The sequence below is a fragment of the Niallia yueguangensis genome (genome assembly GCF_052663115.1).
Genome location: NZ_JBQTCX010000006.1, coordinates 149,850 through 168,241 on the forward strand (window position 1 = coordinate 149,850; position 18,392 = coordinate 168,241).

Consider the following 18,392-nt stretch of genomic DNA (forward strand, 5'->3'; position numbering starts at 1 on the left):
CCTTCATTTCTTAACCTTGCTTTATTAATGTAATATTTTTCATTTTTACTAATCGATTCACTAATAACAAACCAATGATAGAGCCTGCTAAACTGCTGACAGCAAAAGAAGGCAAGAAGAAAAAGGCGCCTGTTTTTGTTCCCATCAAAATACTTGCATAAGGTACTGCCACTAAAGATGCAATAACTCCTGTGCCAATAAATTCTCCTAACGAAGCGAAATACGTTTTTGCCGTTTTGTGATACAAATACCCGGCAAGTAATGCACCAATCATACTTCCTGGAAAAGCCAACAGCGACCCTGTCCCCATAAGATTTCTTAATAAAGATGTCATAAAAGCAATAATAACTGCAGGGATAGGCCCTAACAGTACAGCTGCTATGACATTTAATGCGTGCTGGACTGGGTATGCTTTAGCAATTCCTGCTGGAAACCAAAGAACAGTTGAACCGAATGTACCAATTGCTGTAAATAAAGCCATTAATACTAGCTGATTTACTTTTTTCATCCTATTTATTCCTCACTTACAATTATTTAAGCGAAAAGCGGTCGAAAAGAAACACACTTTTTTGGATATTGACTGTAACCATCAAAAAAAGCCAGGTCCAAAAAGACCTGACTTTTAGTCAACAAGAAATAGAGAATCATCCACTACTTCCCTACGCTGGCATCATCCAGATCAGGTTATTAGGGTTAAAAAACGGTTTGTTTTTTTCTCAGCCAGCCACTGGCACCCCTAGTAGTCAATACTTTGCTTATTTTTTAATCTTAACCTATTTTCTATGAACCGAAAAGTGTATTTAGGATGATCATTTTGATAATTTTTCAACAAACTGCATATCGATTAATTTATCGTAGTCATACCCCTTTGTATACACTCCTGTTTTTTCTACCACTTCCATTGGTTTTGCAAGAGACTCTTTTGAAATAAATCCATCTTTACTCCATAAGCTGTCTGCATATGCCCGGTCCAGTGATGCCTGTAAACTTTCTACTGGAGTCGAAGGAAATTCCGCTTTTAATACTTTCATTGCTAAATCTGGATTCTCATTGACTGCTTTTAATCCTTTTAAAACAGCCTTTACAAAGCTTTCCACTGTTTTCGGATTTTTATCTATCGTAGATTGTTTTACACTTAATACGGAATATGGATAATCTCCTAAGCTAGCGAAACTATAAAACGGCTCTTGCCATACCCCTTTTTTGATGCCCTCAGTTATTTGCGGCTCTGCACCGTTTGCAATATCTGCTTTGCCTGAATCTACTAACGAAACGACCGCACCAGCATCAGCCGGCTCTTCCAACGAAACATCTTTCTCTGGATCTAATCCTAAATCCATTAACAGCCATCTTGTTAATAAATTTGGGCTGCCGCCAAAACGGCCTGCTGCGATTGTTTTTCCTTTTAAGTAGTCTGCTAATGCTTCTTTATTTGTACTGTCTATTTTTTCATCGCTATTCCCCATTAAGTATACGTTTGCCCGATTTACCACGTTCACAACAGATACAATCGGATCTGAACTTCCTGTATTGGCCATCTGATTCGATTCAGGTCCTCCTATGTTTCCCCACGCATCTCCGCTGACAACGGATGTCACGTGCGCTCCTCCTGTTGCCGTAATCACTTCTACATCTAGCCCCTCCTCTTTAAAATATCCTTCCTCTATTGCTACATATAATGGCAAATAACCAATTAAGTGCACAGGTTCGGCTATCACAATCTTTTTTAATCCCTTGCTCTTTCCATCAGCGGGCTCCTTCTTGTCATTTGTACACCCTGCAAGTAAAAGCATAAAACCTAGACAAGCAATAAACAACAGCTTGCATTTTTTCAACGTAAATCCCCCTTTTTATATATATAATAGGCTCTGTTAAACTTGCCTGTTGATTTCCGCTCCAATCAACATAGTGCCAAAATCAACAATGAGCTTTAACATAGCCATAAAATAAAAAAGAAAGGTATATTTATGTCTATTAAGAAGTGGGAATAGTAAGAGGTGGGTGGTTGTTTTATAGAGAGTATTTCGTGTTTTGCAACGACAGAGATATTCATTTTTTTGTAAAATGGTATTGCATTCCTTTCTTTTTACTACCTGTTGTTAATTTCCATGTCTTCCTTTTAGCAATACCTTTTCAATCCAAACGGTTGCAAGATACATAACGATAGAAAGAATGGACAAAACGACAACGCCTACCCAAACAAGGTTAATATTCAAGATTTGTCCGGCATATAAAATCATTCTTCCGATACCTTGTCTGGAGCTGATGAACTCGCCTACAATCGTGCCTGCTAATGCTAAAGCAATATTTATTTTTAAGCTGCTAATAATCCACGGCATACTTGTTGGAATCACTACTTTTGTAAAAACATGCCTTTTTTTTGCTCCTAAAGAGTAGAGAAGCTTTTCTAAATCTGTATCTACGCTTTTTACTCCACTATATGCAGCTAATGCCGTAACAATAACCGTCATCATAAATGCCAATACAACCTTCGAACTAAAGCCAATTCCAAACAGAATAACAAGGACTGGTGCTAAAGCAAGCTTTGGAACCGCATTAAAGGCAATTAAATATGGTTCAGAAATTCTCGAATAATAATACGACCACCAAAAAGACAACCCTATCAATGCTCCAAAAAATGTGCCTAATATAAAACCTAAAATGGTAGCAGCCGAGGTATATAGAAGATCATCAAGCAACGTTCCCTCCGAAAAAGCAACCAATGCTGTTTTCCATATAGTTGTAGGACTACTCCAATAATAAGCATCAATGATTTGCCATTTTGTCAGCAGCTCCCATAAAACAACAAATAAAATACCAATTGCCCACTGACCGTAAAAAGTAATACGTTTCCTTTTTTTAGCCTCTGCTTCTTCATCTTCAATATATGGAAAGGTATTTGTTTGTTTTGTTGTCACTGGTTTTTCTCCTTTCCTTTTTTTATTCGTTTTCGTTGTTTTCCAACAATTTTAAAATATATTTCTTAAGCTCCATAAAGTCTGTAGTTAATAAGGTGTTCTCATTTCTTGGCCTTTCTAATGAAATGGTTATCTTCTCTTTTATCCTTCCTGGCCTCGGTGTCAGTACATATATTTCATCTGATAAAAAAAGGGCTTCGTCAATATCATGGGTAATAAAAAGGACCGTTTTTTTAAAATCTGCCCATATTTGCAGAAGCCATTGCTGCATCTTTAACCTTGTTTGCGCATCTAACGCTCCAAACGGTTCATCTAATAAAATAATATCTTGATCATATAAAAGTGTACGCAAAAGGGCTGCTCTTTGTCTCATGCCCCCTGATAATTCATCCGGATAATGATGTTCAAATCCTCCTAATCCGTAATTTTTGAGAAGCGGCATTGCTCTTGCTTTTGCCTCTTTTTTCGAAATTCCTTTTACTTCAAGACCTAAAATGACGTTATGAAGAATCGTTCTCCATGGCAGCAATAAATCTTTTTGAAGCATGTATCCTACATAACCATTTTTCCCGACAATATCTTTTCCATCTAACAGCACGCTTCCTGTTGTTGGTTTAATAAGACCTGCAATAATATTAAATAAGGTAGATTTCCCACAGCCGCTGGGACCAATAATACTAACAAACGCTCCCTCTGAAATATTTAAGCTTGTATCTTGTAAAGCATAAAATTCTTTGCCTGCTTTTTTAAACACTTTACTGTTATTTCTCACTTCTAACTTAACCATAGCTGTCCTCCAATCGGAGCTTTTGAAAAGAACCACTTTTTTTATGTATATGTTTTCGTTTTGCAAGTATTCTAAGTGGAAAATGGTACATACATTAGGTATTAGGAAGAATGATTATGTTACAGTAACAAAAGTTACAAAAATTTCGAAAATTCCCGTTACAGTACGATCTCTTTTGCTATAATGAAACAAATTACACTAATTTATTCTTAGAAGAATAGTAATCTCGATTGGAGTCCTGTAAATGTTACAAAGTTTAAATGCATTTCTCGGAAAATGGATGCCGCTTCTAACTCCTACAAGTGTTATTATCGGAGTCATTCTATCTAGTTTTCTGCACCATTTTTCCTTTTTAGTTCCATGGATTTTTGCTGCAATGACCTTCACTGGAAGTCTTACATCTAACTTCAAATCAGTGAAGCATACAATAACACATCCATTATCATTAATTTTAACTTTAGCTGTTCTTCACCTAATCACCCCGATATGGGCATTTGCGATTGGACATTTATTTTTTCAAAATGACCCATTAACGATCACGGGTTTAACATTAGCCGTTGTTATTCCAACTGGCATCACGAGTGTTATTTGGGTTTCGATGTATAAAGGAAACGTGCCGCTTACATTAGCCATTATCCTTTTAGATACGTTGCTTTCTCCTTTTCTTGTTCCTTTTAGCATGTCTTTATTCGTTGGAGAAACGGTTCATCTAGAAGTATGGGGAATGATGAAGGGGTTATTAGGAATGATTGTCCTTCCTTCTATTGCTGGCATGGCCATTAACCAGTTTTATTCCAAGTCTGTTGCAGAGAAATGGAATAAAACGTTAGCCCCTTTTTCAAAGCTAGGTTTAGCAGCAGTTGTTGGCATTAATAGCTCTGTTGTTGCTCCCTATTTACGCCATATTGATAAAAAGTTTATTCAAATTGCACTAACTATCTTTTTTATCGCTTTATCTGGCTACTTTTTCGCATGGATTCTTGGCGTATTAACGAAAAGAAATAAAGATGAAGTGATTGGGATGATCTATACTGGCGGAATGAGGAATATTAGCGCAGGAGCTGTTTTGGCGGTTAGCTTTTTCCCGCCTCAAGTAGCAGTACCAGTTGTCATCGGCATGTTGTTCCAACAAATACTTGCTGCTTTTTATGGACATCTGATCAAAATGGTCTATTCGAAGCCGGCTTCGATAAAAACAGCGGTGAAACAGTAAGAAAGGCGTAGGCACGATTGTTAGCACTGAAGAAAAATGATCTCTTGGCCCAGAAGTGTGCTCTTTACTTTTGGAGACAAGAGATTATTTTTTTCTTTAGGATAGGCATTGAAGCTGGACCGTTATCTAACTTGTAAAATATTCAATTATGGTACTAGGACAAAACTTGGTTTATTTTCCTTGATTTTGTCTTTGAGACACCTTCTATTAGACAAATCTTCTCTTTTTCCCTTGATTTTGTCCTTGAGATGCCTTCTATTAGACAAATCTTCTCTTTTTTTTCGATTGTGTCTTTAAGATTCCTATAAAAAATACAAAAGGGACTTCCTAATATATAGGAGTTCCCTTTTTATTGGAATAAACAGTTGTTTAGCTTATAACAAATGTTTATCTAACCGCCCTTTCTTATATATGCACCGCTTTTTGTTCTGCTTCTTCCCTTTCTGCTACCGCTAATAGACCAGCTTGATTTAATGTGTTCCACGGTTTATTAAAATGTGGCTGGAAGAAGAAATCAGTAAAGCCTAGCTCATCAATGGTCATTTTTGTTTGTATACAAACAGATAATGTGTTCATCATTTGCGTCATATCGGCTTTTGATATAATTTGCGCTCCGATTATATGTCTTGTTTCTTGATGGTACAATACTTTTAAACGTATTTCCTCAAAGGTTGGCATAAATTCTGGGCGATTATTTTCTACTACTTCCACCATTTCATAAGGAATATTATTCGATTTTGCCGTAATTTCCGTTAATCCAGTTGAAGCCATGCTCCATCCAAAAATATGCAGTCCAGACGTACCTTGCGTACCTAAATATTTTAACGGCTTCCCAGCAATGTTATAGCCGACAAGCGTTCCCATTCTTACAGCATTTGTTGCCAGTGGAATATACACTTTTTCTCCTGTTGGATTATAATTCACCGCACAGCTGTCTCCTGCTGCATATATATCTGGATTGCTTGATTGCATATACTCATTGATTTTGATTGCACCGTTTGGAAGCAAATCCACCTTGCCTGCTAATAATCCTGTGTTTGGACGGAAACCAACACATAATATAACAAGATCCGTTTCATACTCTCCCTTTGTTGTCACTACTTTTGTTACTTTGCCTTGTTCATTTCCTTCAAATTTTGTTACCGTTTGGTTAAGCGCTAATTGAATATTTTGATTGCTGAATTCTTCCTCAACTATATCGGTAAATTCTTTATCTAAATACTTGTTTAATATTCGATCTACTCCGTCTATTAATGTCACTTCTTTTCCGTTTAGCTTAAACGCTTCTACAAGCTCAACTCCAATATATCCGGCGCCAATAACGGTTATTTTTTGGATGTCTTTTGCTTTTTCGATTATCTCATTTGCCTGGTTGTAATTTTTGGATAATAAAATATTATCTAATTTAATTCCTTCAATCGGAGGAATTATTGGCCAAGAGCCTGTTGTCATCACTAATTTATCATAGCTATCCACTTTTTGTTCGCCTGTTTTTAAATCCTTTACGACAACTTGTTTTTTATCCGTATCTACCTCTAATACCTCATGCTCCATAAACATTTGAGCACCAAGAGATGTTAATTCATCCGGAGAAGAGTAAAACAATTGGCTGACATCTTTTGCTACTCCTCCAACATACAATGCAATGCCACATGATAAAAAAGATACATTATTATTTTTCTCATATACAGTAATCTCTATATTCTGGTTTAATTTTGCTAATGTCTTAACTGCTGCTGTTCCTGCATGAGTACATCCAATTACAATTACTTTCATTTAAAAAGCTCCTTTTGTAATGAATTTAAACATTAAGCGATTGTGAAAATATTCACTTATATAGTGAAAACAATCACATATATTGTGATTCCATTCACAAAATGTTCATAATTTAATTATACATATTATTTTATTTTATACAATCTTTTTGTGATGATTTTCACAATAAATTTTTCTTTTTTTAATATTCCCTTATACAGTGTCCTTATTCATTCTAAATAAACACCGTGAACACTTAAAAACCCTTACCGAACAAGTAAGGGTTTCATGTTTATAAAATAGAAATTTTCATATAATGGTCATGGAATTAAATATTTTACTACTAAATAAATATCTCGCCTTTAATTAATGTTAGTTTTTCATTGCCCTGGTTATATAAGTCAATATTCCATTCTTCTTTTACATTTCTGTTTATTAGCAATAAATCTCCTTCTTGCAACACCAATGGTTTTTCTTCAGAAATTCTTATTCTAACTTTGCTTTGTATACAATAAACAAAGTCTGTTACTTTATCAAAGGAAGATTTATTTTTAAGATTAAAAACTCTTTGTGTACCAGCTTCAAGATTTATCGTTTCCATTTCCGCCTGATAATTATTTCTTAACATTATATTAAAATCCTTTACTTTTCCTTTGCTCCGGGTAGTCCATTCTCCTTTATAAGTATCTTGATCAAATGGTTTTAAAAATTTCCGATAATGTCCAGCATGTTCCAAGTGCATTTCACCATTTATTATCATGGTGATTCTCTGGACACCGGGTAAGGAAGTAAACAAAGACTCTTCTTCATCAATTGTTGCAACACTTAGTCGCCATAAGAAATTTTGTTTGTAATAATCTGTATTTTCAGGAAAAATAGCTAGCTCTGTTGTTGTTCCGCCTGTCCATAAATTTATAGTTTGATCTTCTTTTTTAATGGTTCTTACTGAGTAAGATATTATCCTCGCCCCTTTATTAATAGCAGCAAAATCTTCTCCTATTTTCAAAGAAATTTGTTGAATTTCCTTGAAGATTTTTGAAGCTATTGCTTTATCACGACACTCATACCGAAAGAAAGACTCATTTTGTTACGCTCTTCCACTTTTCCATTAAGCTATCCACTCGATTGACGATGCTTTGTTCAGAAACAGTTGTGATTTTTCGGTTTTCTACGATCAGCTTCCCATCTACAATTACGTCAATAATGGCATTTGGCTGAAGGGAATAAACCACATTCGCAAATAATTCTGACTTAGGCGAAAGAGAAAGATCATTTATATCTAAAGTGACAAAATCAGCTTTCAATCCTTCACGAATTTCTCCTGTAGGAAGGTTCAGTAGCTCAGCTCCTACTTTCGTACCCATATCATACACCTGCTTGGCATTTATACATGTTCCATCTAATCGAGTTACCTTTTGAAGAAGAGAACACATTCTCATTTCTTCAAAAATACTAATACGATTATTACTGCAAGCTCCATCGGATCCTAATGAGATGCGTACGCCTGCTTGAAGTAAATCAGGAATACGAGTCACACCGTCTGATAAAAACATATTACTCGAAGGACAATAGGCTAAAGCAGCTTTTTTTCGTCCCAATAATTCGATTTCGCTATCATCCAGCCAAACAAGATGGATGGCAATCATGCTTTCATCAACAACTCCTAGTGAATCTAAATAATGAACAGGTCTTAACCCATACTTTTCAAGAGTTTCATCTACTTCAAATGTTTCTTCTGCAACATGAATATGAAATGGCGTACCTAATTCTTTTGCCAAACGATGGCCAGCTTTAATCATTTCAGGAGATGCTGCATGCGGACTATGCGGTGCTGGCTGTATAGATACCATCGGATCTCCCTGATATTTAATCGCTAATTGCCTAGTTCTATCTACTGCCTCACTAACCGTTTCACGATAACTTTTAGGAGCACCATCCCAGTCATACATTGTACGCGCAAAAACGAGACGAATTCCCAAATCCTTGGCAGCTTGAATAACAGCTTCATCTGTAGCCGTTCCGCCATTATGCACATAAAAGAAGTCACTTACTGTTGTTACGCCATATTTTAGCATTTCTCCAAACGCAAATAACGCTCCAGTGTAGATTGCTTCTTCATCTAAAAATGGTGTATAGCGATAAAGTGCCTGGTCACGCCACTCTAGAAATGGACGGTCAACTGCAATCCCTCTCAATAGGCTTTGAAAGGAATGATTATGGGCATTAATCGTTCCAGGTAAAATTGCTTTTCCTTTCCAATCAACGATTTGAACTCCTCTATACTTTTCCAGCAATTTGTTTTTGGGCCCTATTTCTTTAATTATTCCATTCATTACATAGATTCCTTGATCATTTTTAAACTGATTATTTACGTATATAGAATCAGCAATATATAAAACACTCATGTTCATATCTCCTTTATATATCAAGTTTTTGATCTAATAAAAGAATCGTCTGCAATAACACATTCGCCACTTTTTCAATATCTTCCATTCGGCTTTCTTCTTCCGGACAGTGACTTTTTCCTTCTAAACTTGGAACAAATAACATCCCGCTTTTCGTTAAAGACGCCATATGTGTAGCATCGTGCCCTGCCATGCTTCCAAGCAAATAAGAAGGATAGTTTAATGATTCCGCACATTTTTGAAGCGTTTTAATAACCGTTTCATCCATAGGAGCGGGAGATTGGTCTAAAATAATATTCCGCTCTATCTGAACGGGCCGACTTTCTTGTATTCTCTTAAAATGAGCGTTTAATTCTTCTACTACTTCATAAATCTCTGATGACAACTTACCTCTAATTTCTAAAACCATGTTTACTTTTTCAGGTATAATATTCGGTGCGTTAGGAATAACCTCTATCTTTCCGATCGTTCCAACTACTTCAGTAGAAGGATGATTACGTCCAATGCTTTCCAATGCCAGAATAATCTCTGAGGCTGCTGGCAAAGCATCTTTTCTATCTTCCATAATAGTAGTGCCAGCATGGTTTGCTTCTCCATATACGGATATTTCCTCACGGTAAATCCCTGTAATAGCGGTTACTATTCCAACAGGAATTGAACGAGTTAACAGCCTTTTTCCTTGTTCAATATGCACCTCTAAAAATGCACTTAACTCTGTTGATTTACGTAGGGATTTATTAAAATTTTCTGGATCCCCACCAGCGCTTCTTAAGGCATCGGTTAACTTTGTTCCTTCTGAGTCTGTTACATGTGTAATATTCTCCTGCTTTAACTTTCCACTGATTGCACGGCTGCCAAAGGTGGATAAACCAAAAGGATTCGGCTCTTCCGCACTAAAAGAAACCAATTCTAGCGGGTGACGTGTTGAAATTTGATTTTCTTCCAGCACCTTCATTATTTCAAGAGCAATTAATACTCCTAAAGCTCCATCATATTTCCCACCATTCGGGACCGTATCAATATGCGATCCAAATGCGATACTAGGGAGTGCTTCATCTTCTCCAACACGCTTTGCCCATATATTTGCCGCTTGATCTACTCTTACAGCTAGCTTTAAAGCATGCAGTTGTTTTTTTAGCCAGTCTCTTGCTTCTAATTCAGAAGGAGTAAAGGTAGTCCTATCAAGGCCACCTTTATCATTCTTTCCAAATTGTCCAAGTTCTTCAATGTTATTTTTCAGTCGGGCAGTATTGATGCAAAGATTTTTAATTGTCAATAATAGCCCCACCTTCTACAACCACTTTTCCATTTTTCACTACTGTATCAACAAGATTAACGGCATAATTATACTGAAGCGTTTGATAATTGACCGCATCAAATAAAACAAGGTCTGCTTTCTTGCCAATCTCAATACTTCCAATTTCGTTTGCTTTATTAATGGCATACGCCGCATTAATCGTACAAGCTGTTAAAACTTCTTCTGGAGTCATTTTCATTGTAAGACAAGCTAAATTCATAATAAACGGCAATGACTCAGTAGGTGATGAACCTGGGTTTCGATCCGTTGAAAGAGCTACTGGAACTCCAGCTTCAATCATTTTTCTAGCATTTGCTGGTTCTGCCATTAGGAAGAAAGCAGTACCGGGAAGTAGAACAGCAATAACACCTTTCTCTGCCATTTGACGAATTCCATTATCTGAAGCTTGCAACAAATGATCGGCCGATACAGCTCCTACTTTTGCTGCTAGTTCTGCACCGCCAAATTGGACAATCTCATCCGCATGGATTTTTGGCGCCAACCCCAGTTTTTTTCCTTCTTCGAGAATGTATTCAGACTGTTCAACCGTAAATACACCTTCTTCACAAAACACATCACAAAACTCTGCTAGTTTTTCCTGTGCAACTTGTGGAAGCATTTCTTCCACCACAAGTTGCACAAATTTATCAGGATCTTCTTTGTATTCAACTGGTACTGCATGAGCTCCCATAAAAGTAGAAATAAGATCAATAGGATGCTGTTCATTTAGTCTTTTAGCAGCTCTTAGTTGTTTTAATTCATCTTCTACTGTCAATCCATATCCACTTTTTGCTTCAATAGTCGTTACTCCATATTGAAGAAAACGATTCAAACGCTTCTTCGATTCTTCAATTAACTGCTCCTCAGTAGCTTCTCTCGTTTTAGTGGTAGTTTGTAAAATACCGCCACCTGCTTTTAAAATATCAATATATTTTGCACCTTTTAGGCGCATTTCTAATTCTTTTTCACGGCTCCCCGCAAAAACAATATGAGTATGAGGATCAATTAATCCAGGAGTTAATACTTTCCCTTCAGCATTTATAATAGTTACTGGGCCGTTTAAAGTACTAACGTATTCCTCAGCTTTAGCATCTGAACCTACAAAGGTGATTTGTTCACCTTCTACTACAACACTCCCATTTTCAATTACACCAATTTCAGACATTTCCTGACCACTTTTGGGCCTAGTACTGCCTTCATTTACTGTAATTACTTGTGAAGATCGTTTAATATATAAAATTTCAGTCATATTATCTCAACCTTTTTATTTTATAGTTGGAATATTCATATTTTTTTCTTTAGCAGTTTGAATAGCTAAATCGTATCCAGCATCTACATGTCGAACAACGCCCATACCAGGATCTGTTGTTAAAACCCGTTCAAGTCGTGCAGCTGCTTCTTCCGTACCGTCAGCAACGACAACCATTCCAGCATGAAGAGAATAGCCCATTCCTACGCCGCCCCCATGATGAACAGAAACCCAGCTTGCACCGGCAGCCGTATTTACTAATGCATTTAAAATAGGCCAATCCGCTATTGCATCACTTCCATCTTTCATTGCTTCTGTTTCGCGGTTTGGTGAAGCTACAGAACCTGCATCTAAGTGGTCGCGTCCAATAACAATTGGTGCTGAAAGTTCTCCAGAAGCAACCATGTCATTAATAATTTTTCCAAAACGTGCTCTTTCTCCATACCCAAGCCAGCAAATACGTGCAGGCAGCCCTTGAAACTCAATTTTTTCTCTTGCCATCTTAATCCAGTTGCAAAGGTGCTTATTATCAGCAAACTCTCTTAAGATAACTTCATCAGTCTTATAAATATCTTCTGGATCACCTGATAACGCTACCCAGCGAAACGGTCCTTTTCCTTCACAAAACTGAGGTCGAATGTAAGCTGGAACAAATCCCGGAAAATCAAAAGCATTTTCTACTCCTTCATCAAAGGCCACTTGTCGGATATTGTTCCCGTAATCAAATGCAACCGCACCTTGCTTTTGCATCTCCAGCATTGCCTGAACGTGTACAGCCATGCTGGATTTTGATTGTTTAATATATTCTTTTGGATTTTGCACACGAAGTGTTGCGCCTTCTTCCATAGACAATCCAATCGGAAGATAGCCGTTTAATGGATCATGTGCAGAAGTTTGATCTGTTACAATTTCCGGAATAAAACCTCGTTTAATCATTTCAGGCAGCACTTCAGCAGCATTGCCAAGCAATCCGATCGAAAGCGGCTTTCCTGCTTTTTTAGCTTCTTCTGCTAGAGTAATAGCCTCATCAAGTGATTCGGAAAGGACATCACAATAACGGGTTTCTATACGCTTTTCGATGCGGCTTCTATCTACGTCAATTCCAATTACCACTCCGCCTGCCATCGTAACCGCTAAAGGCTGCGCGCCGCCCATTCCGCCTAATCCTGCTGTTACTGTAATCGTTCCTGCTAGATTGCCATTAAAATGCTGCTTTGCACACTCAGCAAATGTTTCATACGTACCTTGTACAATTCCTTGGCTGCCAATATAAATCCAGCTTCCAGCTGTCATTTGCCCATACATCATCAGCCCCTTTTTGTCGAGCTCATGAAAAGTATCCCAATTGGCCCATGCAGGAACAATATTTGAATTCGCCAGAAGAACACGCGGTGCTGCTTCATGTGTTTTAAAGATGGCTACCGGTTTTCCTGATTGAATAAGTAATGTTTCGTTTTTTTCTAGCTCTTTTAATGAAGCCACAATTTGATCAAACGATTCCCAATTTCTTGCTGCTTTTCCGATTCCACCATACACAACCAGCTTTTCTGGATGCTCAGCAACTTCTGGATCTAAGTTGTTCATTAACATTCTAAGAACAGCCTCCTGCTCCCAGCCTTTTGTATTTAAAGTTGTTCCTCGATAACGCACTACTTTCTCTTCAGATATCGTCTTCATATAACTTTACCTCCTGTATTTTGTTATAGTAATTTTAGTACAAATAACTTAATATTCGGATTATAATATAATGATTTTTTTATAAATTATTTCACTATTTATTTATCTTTTTGTTTATTTTATAATCTATTTCACTTTCTTTGTTTTCTATCACAGTCTTGACCGATAAACTAAAGGCGTACATCTTTCTAGCAATTTAAATTTAGCATTAAAATAAGTTTGATGAGAATAACCTGTTAAGTGTGCAATTTCTTCTAATGACAAATCTGTTTCTTGTAATAGCCTTTTCGCCTCTTCAATACGTATTTGGTGCAGTGTATTACGAAACGATTGGCTGGACTCTGCTGCAAATCGGCGGCTAAGAGTGCTTTTATTAACACGAAGCGCATCAGCGCATGCTGCTAAATTCCATTGAGCATCCCAATAATTGTTCTCCATTAACTCCCTTGCTTTTTCAACGAGCGAGCGTGGTCCATCTTGTAACTGTTCATGATCTTGCTGAAGTAGCCGAGTCGCAAATATAAGCAATTCTTTTACAATTTGATAAATGACAGGTTTGTGTACAATTTGCTGAAAAACTTCATGATAGATTGCTTCCCAGTAAGCACTTTGAAGATTGTATGATTTCATGTGACGACGAATCTGTGCCAGAACACTCGTCAAGCGAACACGAATGATTTCCGGATCCGGATATGGAGGCTGAAAAGTTAGAAATTCATTTTCTATCCAGCTCCGAATAGTCTTTATATCTCTTTTTTCAAGCATTTCAATCCATTGACGCTGTTCTAAAGGAGTAAGAAATGGATCCATTTCCCGATAGAAAAGTTCTTCTTCCGCTAAAATAATGTCATACCCTTCAAAAAAAATTCTCCTTGTTAATTGGCGTGTTTGCTCGTATATATTCTTTAAGGAATCATCTCCTGTTGCAATCTTAATTACAATCGCAAGCGGTTCATCTATAAAATCTTTCCAGCGGGTAAGAAAAGTATAGTACTCTTCTTTCATTACATCCGCCTCTTTACTTTCCTGTACGCATAAAATAAAATCAGAAAAAACAAATATACGATTCTTCCCAGTAAAAGAGTACCGTTGTAATGTGTCGTATACTAACGAAAGTGTCTCAGAAGAAGGTGTCAAAAGTGCGACCATTGCTATTGAATTTGTATGCTTCCTATCTTTTAAGAAAAGATCCGGGTAGTCAATATCAAACAAGTCTGCTTCTCCTGCTGTATAATTTAAAATGGAAAGCTTTTCATTTTTCAGTTGATAACGCAGCTGTTGAATACGTTTAATTAAATCTGTTGGGGAAAAGGGACGGAACAAAACGTCCTCTGCACGAAAACGAAGCGCGCGATAAGCGGTTTGAAATATTCTTTCAGATGAAATTCCTATCCATCTCATGCCAAGCCTTTTTCTTATTTTGTCAAACTTTTCACTTTCATCCTCCCATCCATCCATATCTAAGATAACGAGGTCTGGCTGCTGTTTTTCGACACCATTTTCAAAAGATACCATCGTATCCCACAACTTCAATTGAATACCTGTAAAATGCGACTCTATTACCCATCGAATTCCACTTGCTTCTAATTGATCATTTGCTACCAAATGAATTTCCATTTAATTCCCTCCTTCTTATGGCATTTTCTTTCATAACATTAAATTTATTAAAGAAAAGGAAATCCTAACTTATTTATTCGATAAGTTAGGATATTTTAAAAAGGTAAATTGATATTATGTTTATAAATACTAGCCTTGAATGCCTTACTAGTGTAATTTTCCAATTACTTTTTCTACGCAATCTATGATTTCACCAGAATGAATGAATTCTTTTAATGTTTCGATGTGAGGATAAAGATATATATCTTCCTCCATTTTTGGCACAGAACGAGAAATGAAATCTAAAACAGCATTAGAGGCGGAACCTGGCAGCAAACCATTGTCTATAAACTGATGGGCAGAATAAATAGACAGCAGTTCAATCGCTAATACATATTCCAGTTTTTTTGCTATTTCTCGTGCTTTTTTGGCTGCATTATATCCCATTGCGACATAATCTTCCTGATCGGCAGAAGTAGGAATAGTGTCCACTGTTGCTGGATGAGATAATATCTTCATATCATTTAAAAGACCTGCTTGCGTGTATTGCGGAATCATCAATCCAGAATTTAATCCTGTCTTTTGAATAAGAAAAGACGGATATTCAGAAAATTGACCATTAATAAGACGATTATTTCGTCGCTCTGACATTTTACCAATTGCCGTGGCTGCAATGCACATGGAATCTAACTCTATACCAACATAGGATGAATCACAATTGCATCCCGAAATTGCTCCAATACCTTCTTCATCCGGCCACAAAATAGGGTTATCCGTACAAGAATTAATTTCTATTTCAAATGTTTTTAAGGCATCGTGCAGCGTTTTTTTAGCAGCTCCATGCAATTGAGGAATAGCACGTAATGACAAAGCATCCTGCAGGCGGTAATTGATATATTTCTTGGCAATCATGGAATCATCTAACATGTTTCTAATATTCTTTGCTGTATCTCTTTGTTCCTGATGCGGACGGACACTCATCAAACGCTCGTCAAAAGCTCGAATGGTTCCTTTCAACACTTCTAATGACATGGTACCGATTATATCTGCTGCTGTTACTGCCTTTAACATATCGTATAATGCTAAAGCTCCAATCCCAGTTGAAGTTGTTGTTCCACTAATAAGTGCTAAACCTTCTTTTGCTGAAAGAACAATAGGTGCTATCCCAACTTTATCTAAAGCCTCGCTCGCCTGCATAAGCTCCCCATTTACATATGCTTTTCCTTCACCAATCAACACAAGAGCCATATGGGCTTCCGGACTTAAATAACCGACTGATCCTTCACGTGGAGACCACGGAGTTAAACGCAGATTCAAAAATTGGCGATACATTTCCAAAGTTTCCAGTCTAACTCCTGAATATCCTTGACCTAAATTTTGCAAAACCATAAGCATTGTGGCACGTACGTCTTCTTCTGCTAACGGTTCTCCTACAGAAGTAGCATGGGATAAGAGAATATTTTTTTGTAATTGAGCTGTTTCTTCTGAAGATATAAATTCCTGAGACAGAGCACCGAAGCCAGTATTGACTCCATATATTACTCTGTCTTCTTTTATCCAGTTTTCAACAAGTTGGCGAGATTTTTTTACCCGATTACAGTAGTCAACAGAAAATTCGATATCAGCTCCAAAACGAGCAACAGCTATAAACTCCTCTATTGTTAGAGAACCACCAAGGGTCACTTTTTTTATTTCTTTTATTAGCACTACTTTCCCCCCTACTCTCCTTTTTCTATTTTATCAATAAAAAACATTTTAATAGCGGATATAACTTGCAGCACAAAGATGAACAAAACAGCCGTTCCACCAAGAGCTGCTAGATATTTAACCCCATCAACGCCCTGTGCTCCGCCAGCAGAAGCAACCATAACGAATGCAATAATCCCTATTGAAAGCGCCCAAACTAGTTTTTTCCAAGTAGAAGGTTCTTTATCATGATTAATATTTGAGGTACATAATATAGAAATTGTCCGAACCATTGAGTCAGCAGCCGTAGAAAAAGAAAGGATTAATGTTAGCATTACAATTGGTATAATAATTATCCCCATAGGCAGATTCCCTAAGAAAGCCCATAATCCTGCTACTGCTCCGCTATCTGTAATTGTCTTTGCTAGATCAACCACTTTGTTCTGTTGCCAGTGCAAAGCCGTTCCTCCCCAAACACTAAACCAAATAATACTGAATACAGAAGGCATAATCCAGTTAACAATCATAAATTGACGAAGCGTACGGCCATATGAAATTGCAGCTAAAAAGATACCCATTAACGGTGCGTAAGCAATCCAAATCGCCCAGTCATACAGTGTCCACCACATTACTAAAGCTTCTCCACCCACATCAATTGGATCAAGACCCCATTGCCAGAAATTTTGTAGCCAGTAACCTAGACCTGCAGTAGATGTGCGTGCAATATACAAGAATGGTCCGATAATTAAAAGGATAGCAAGCAGAATATAAAAGACTTTTGCATTGGCATCTGCCATAAAACGAATCCCTTTATCCAATCCTTTTAAAGACGAAATAGTAAAAACGAGCGTGATGATGAATGTTAAAGCAAGCCACACAAGAGGTCCTTGTTGAATACCGTATGTTGTTTCAATTCCAGATCCAACCAACGCCAGTCCTGCTCCAAGAGAAGATGCCAATCCTAGTGCAATTGCTAACACAGATAAAGTATCGATTACATTTGACCAAAACCCTTTAGTAATTCTATCTCCAAACAATGGAATTAAAGTTGCTGTTACCGACAATGATTTTTTTCGATTAAAATACATATATGCAACAATTAAACCACTTAAAGAATACATTGCATATGGAATAAATGACCAGTTGTAAAAAGTGCGTCCCATCGCAAAGATTGCTGCAAGAGGAGTTCCAGGTTCCACTCCCGTCTTTTCCATTTCCCCATAAATATTATTAAAGTAAATAATTGGTTCATTAACTCCGTATGTGATGACACCTGTTGCAATCCCGCCAGTTAATGCCATGGCAAACCAAGTTCCAAATGAATATTTGGCTTTTGCTTTTTCTCCACCTAAACGTATATTCCCTAACTTTGAAAACGTTACAACAGCTACAATTATTAATGCAACAATGGATATAATTTGATAGAGCCATCCAAGCCCCCGCAATGAACCTACAAATCCATTCATAGAAATATCCGTTAATAGCTTATTATTAACTATTCCAAGAACTGCCCCACCCCCTACAACTAGAATAGCTGGCCAGAATACACCTTTGCGTGTTTTCTGGTTTTTGTCTGTTACTGTTTTTATACTTTTGTCTTTCTTTGTAGCTAATGTCATCAATATCCCTCCCACTTTTCGCTTTAACACAATAAAGAAAATCACACTTTTAAAATTTCTTTTTGAAAGATGCATAGTGAAACAAATGGAAAATGCAGTCTTTGTAATGCATTTTGTGAAGTGATAGTTCCCTATGCTTGTACTTTTCTTTAATTAATGAAAAGTATAAGATATTGAAATAGCTAACAAT

General features: G+C 37.0%; 14 protein-coding genes and 1 riboswitch. Of the genes, 1 reads left to right on the forward strand and 13 read right to left on the reverse strand.

Going from position 1 to position 18,392, the window contains the following annotated elements; genetic code table 11:
- Nucleotides 1–10: 10 nt before the first annotated feature.
- The 4 genes from thiW to ACTYA4_RS07925 all read right to left on the reverse strand — a co-directional run bounded on the left by thiW (nucleotide 11) and on the right by ACTYA4_RS07925 (nucleotide 3,705).
- On the reverse strand, nucleotides 11–508 hold the full coding sequence (gene thiW, locus ACTYA4_RS07910) for an energy coupling factor transporter S component ThiW (RefSeq protein ID WP_443480865.1): 498 nt from the start codon (nucleotides 506–508) through the stop codon (nucleotides 11–13).
- Nucleotides 509–639: 131 nt separating this feature from the next.
- Nucleotides 640–748, reverse strand: a riboswitch (TPP riboswitch).
- A gap of 61 nt (nucleotides 749–809) precedes the next feature.
- On the reverse strand, nucleotides 810–1,835 hold the full coding sequence (locus tag ACTYA4_RS07915; RefSeq protein ID WP_443480864.1) for an ABC transporter substrate-binding protein: 1,026 nt from the start codon (nucleotides 1,833–1,835) through the stop codon (nucleotides 810–812).
- 264 nt (nucleotides 1,836–2,099) lie between these two features.
- Entirely contained in the window at nucleotides 2,100–2,918 is an 819-nt protein-coding gene (locus ACTYA4_RS07920; protein ID WP_443480863.1) for an ABC transporter permease, read from the reverse strand.
- Nucleotides 2,919–2,940: 22 nt separating this feature from the next.
- A complete protein-coding gene (locus ACTYA4_RS07925) occupies nucleotides 2,941–3,705 on the reverse strand; it encodes an ABC transporter ATP-binding protein (RefSeq protein WP_443480862.1) in 765 nt (254 codons plus the stop codon).
- A gap of 244 nt (nucleotides 3,706–3,949) precedes the next feature.
- Here ACTYA4_RS07925 and ACTYA4_RS07930 point away from each other — a divergent pair, with 244 nt between their 5' ends.
- Nucleotides 3,950–4,918, forward strand: coding sequence for a bile acid:sodium symporter family protein (locus ACTYA4_RS07930; RefSeq protein WP_443480861.1), 969 nt, complete (start codon nucleotides 3,950–3,952; stop codon nucleotides 4,916–4,918).
- 405 nt (nucleotides 4,919–5,323) lie between these two features.
- On the opposite strand, the gene ACTYA4_RS07935 is transcribed toward ACTYA4_RS07930, so the two are convergent.
- The 9 genes from ACTYA4_RS07935 to ACTYA4_RS07975 form a co-directional block, all read right to left on the reverse strand.
- The gene (locus ACTYA4_RS07935; protein WP_443480860.1) at nucleotides 5,324–6,694 is read right to left on the reverse strand and encodes an FAD-dependent oxidoreductase; all 1,371 of its coding nucleotides are present in this window, start codon (nucleotides 6,692–6,694) and stop codon (nucleotides 5,324–5,326) included.
- Nucleotides 6,695–7,016: 322 nt separating this feature from the next.
- Nucleotides 7,017–7,679, reverse strand: coding sequence for a HutD/Ves family protein (locus ACTYA4_RS07940; protein ID WP_443480859.1), 663 nt, complete (start codon nucleotides 7,677–7,679; stop codon nucleotides 7,017–7,019).
- A 73-nt stretch (nucleotides 7,680–7,752) separates the two neighbouring features.
- Nucleotides 7,753–9,078, reverse strand: coding sequence for an amidohydrolase family protein (locus tag ACTYA4_RS07945; protein WP_443480858.1), 1,326 nt, complete (start codon nucleotides 9,076–9,078; stop codon nucleotides 7,753–7,755).
- Between the two features lie 13 nt (nucleotides 9,079–9,091).
- Nucleotides 9,092–10,354: a Zn-dependent hydrolase gene (locus ACTYA4_RS07950; protein ID WP_443480857.1), complete on the reverse strand. Its 1,263-nt coding sequence runs from the start codon at nucleotides 10,352–10,354 to the stop codon at nucleotides 9,092–9,094.
- The gene (gene hutI / locus ACTYA4_RS07955; RefSeq protein ID WP_443480856.1) at nucleotides 10,344–11,624 is read right to left on the reverse strand and encodes an imidazolonepropionase; all 1,281 of its coding nucleotides are present in this window, start codon (nucleotides 11,622–11,624) and stop codon (nucleotides 10,344–10,346) included. The genes ACTYA4_RS07950 and hutI overlap by 11 nt, the downstream gene beginning before the upstream one ends.
- Nucleotides 11,625–11,639: 15 nt before the next feature.
- On the reverse strand, nucleotides 11,640–13,301 hold the full coding sequence (gene hutU, locus ACTYA4_RS07960) for a urocanate hydratase (protein WP_443480855.1): 1,662 nt from the start codon (nucleotides 13,299–13,301) through the stop codon (nucleotides 11,640–11,642).
- Nucleotides 13,302–13,451: 150 nt separating this feature from the next.
- Nucleotides 13,452–14,918: a response regulator transcription factor gene (locus ACTYA4_RS07965; RefSeq protein WP_443480854.1), complete on the reverse strand. Its 1,467-nt coding sequence runs from the start codon at nucleotides 14,916–14,918 to the stop codon at nucleotides 13,452–13,454.
- Between the two features lie 147 nt (nucleotides 14,919–15,065).
- On the reverse strand, nucleotides 15,066–16,604 hold the full coding sequence (locus tag ACTYA4_RS07970) for an HAL/PAL/TAL family ammonia-lyase (protein WP_443480853.1): 1,539 nt from the start codon (nucleotides 16,602–16,604) through the stop codon (nucleotides 15,066–15,068).
- Between the two features lie 11 nt (nucleotides 16,605–16,615).
- The gene (locus ACTYA4_RS07975) at nucleotides 16,616–18,202 is read right to left on the reverse strand and encodes a BCCT family transporter (protein WP_443480852.1); all 1,587 of its coding nucleotides are present in this window, start codon (nucleotides 18,200–18,202) and stop codon (nucleotides 16,616–16,618) included.
- Nucleotides 18,203–18,392: the final 190 nt, after the last annotated feature.

Excerpts from the sequence above, each read along its gene's own strand:
- ACTYA4_RS07935 (WP_443480860.1), bottom strand. The coding sequence starts at position 6,694 with ATGAAAGTAATTGTAATTGGATGTACTCATGCAGGAACAGCAGCAGTT.
- thiW (WP_443480865.1), bottom strand. The coding sequence starts at position 508 with ATGAAAAAAGTAAATCAGCTAGTATTAATGGCTTTATTTACAGCAATT.
- ACTYA4_RS07930 (WP_443480861.1), top strand. The coding sequence starts at position 3,950 with ATGTTACAAAGTTTAAATGCATTTCTCGGAAAATGGATGCCGCTTCTA.
- ACTYA4_RS07975 (WP_443480852.1), bottom strand. The coding sequence starts at position 18,202 with ATGACATTAGCTACAAAGAAAGACAAAAGTATAAAAACAGTAACAGAC.
- hutI (WP_443480856.1), bottom strand. The coding sequence starts at position 11,624 with ATGACTGAAATTTTATATATTAAACGATCTTCACAAGTAATTACAGTA.
- ACTYA4_RS07945 (WP_443480858.1), bottom strand. The coding sequence starts at position 9,078 with ATGAGTGTTTTATATATTGCTGATTCTATATACGTAAATAATCAGTTT.
- hutU (WP_443480855.1), bottom strand. The coding sequence starts at position 13,301 with ATGAAGACGATATCTGAAGAGAAAGTAGTGCGTTATCGAGGAACAACT.
- ACTYA4_RS07965 (WP_443480854.1), bottom strand. The coding sequence starts at position 14,918 with ATGGAAATTCATTTGGTAGCAAATGATCAATTAGAAGCAAGTGGAATT.
- ACTYA4_RS07925 (WP_443480862.1), bottom strand. The coding sequence starts at position 3,705 with ATGGTTAAGTTAGAAGTGAGAAATAACAGTAAAGTGTTTAAAAAAGCA.